Annotated in this window: 1 protein-coding gene; it reads left to right on the top strand. The window is 63.9% G+C overall.

The window, feature by feature from the left end:
* On the top strand, positions 1 to 1,650 hold a 1,650-nt coding region (locus tag CH42_RS16580), incomplete at its 5' end, for an Ig-like domain-containing protein (protein ID WP_162231079.1).
* Positions 1,651 to 1,757 lie beyond the last annotated feature (107 nt).

Raw genomic sequence — 1,757 nt, forward strand, 5'->3', positions numbered from 1 at the left:
AAGGTCGAACAGTACGAGGGTCCGGGGAACAAGACTGGGGAGACCACTATTTCGGCCGATCTCTCGCTGGCCGCTGTCACCGCTGCTGCATCGTTCCTGCCTGACATGAAGCAGAATATGGTCGTTTCGGGTGTGGGCCAGCCAGGTGCAGATATCGAGCTGTGGCAGGGTGACACGATGCTGAGCACGGTGATCGCGAACTCGGTTTCGGGTCATTTCTCGATGGACGTTGTCGCTCCGAACGCCGGCGGCGCTCAGGCGTACACGATCAAGCAGACCCTCAATGGTGTGACCTCGCCGACGGAGTACAGCGTGAGCGCTGACTTCGGTCGTGCTGTAGCCATCGAAAGCCCTCTCGATGGCGACACCACCCCCGGCGGCACGATGACCTTCCAGGGTCGCGGTGTCGCTGGCGCTGAGGTGATCGTGCGTGAGAAGGGCAAGGCTGAAGCTCTGCAGACCGGCACCGTGCTGGTGAACGGCGTGTGGACGATGCGCGTGCCCGGTATCGCTGCGAAGGAGGCGACGTACGTCGTCACCCAGACCGGCCCCGGCAACAACGTCACAACCGCCGAGGTCACCCTGAACCCCGGCCAGTCCAATGAGAAGCTCGACGTACTCGCTCCCGCTCAGAACGCGACCGTTGATGCCGGCATCGTGACCTTCTCGGGCACCGCGAACGCGGGTGCTGAAGTTGAGCTCTACTCGACCGTTTCGGGTGCGAGCCTGGGCAAGGGCACCGCTGGGGCCGACGGACAGTGGACCGCTGAGGTCAACCGTTCTCTTGCCGCTGGCACCTACACGATTGGTGTGCGCAATGGTGCTCTGAATGTGCAGCGCACCTTCACCGTGAAGAACGCCGTTGTCGATCAGCTCGACGTGCAGGCACCGGCTCGCGGCGCGACCGTCGACGCAGGTACGGTGACTTTCTCGGGCACCGCGAACGCGAATGCCGACATCACGCTCTACTCGACCGCGTCGGGTGCACCGCTTGGTTCGGGCAAGGCAAACGCTGCAGGTACCTGGTCGATTCCGGTCAACAAGCAGCTCGGCGCTGGCACCTACACCATCGGTGTGCGCAACGGTTCGGTTGACGTGCAGCGCACCTTCACCGTGCGCAACGCGGTTCCCGCGTCACTCGTCGTGACCACCCCGGCGCAGAACGGCATCGTCGCCCCGGGCACCGTCACCTTCACCGGCACCGCCGATGCGGGCGCGACGATCAACCTGGTCTCGGTCGCCTCGGGTGCGTTGCTCGGCACGACCACGGCGCACGCCAACGGCAGCTTCAGTGTCGACGTGAACAAGTCGCTCATGAACGGCGACTACACCATTCGCGTACAGAACGGTTCGCTGACCGTGGACCGTGCATTCAAGGTCGGCAACCCGGTCACCGCAGAGCTCGACGTGCTGGCCCCCGCTCAGAACGCCACGGTCGCCTCGGGCACCGTGACCTTCACGGGCATCGCGAACGCCAACGCTGACATCGAGCTGCGCTCAATCACGACCGGCGCGCTGCTGGGCAGCGGCACGGCAAACGCTGATGGCGACTGGAGCATCGACGTCAACAAGCAGCTCGGTGCGTCGAACTACACCATCCGCGTCGTGAACGACACGGTTGAGGTCGACCGCGCCTTCCAGGTGCGCTGACCCGCAACACCCCCAATAACTGAATAGCTAACTCAACATCGGATCCCCAGGGGCCCGCACCACGAGACAAAATTTCCCACTTCTGTATGTCTCGAACGGTGCGGGCC

Origin of the sequence: Leucobacter musarum subsp. musarum (assembly GCF_001273845.1) — a bacterium.
GTDB classification, from domain to species: domain Bacteria; phylum Actinomycetota; class Actinomycetes; order Actinomycetales; family Microbacteriaceae; genus Leucobacter; species Leucobacter musarum.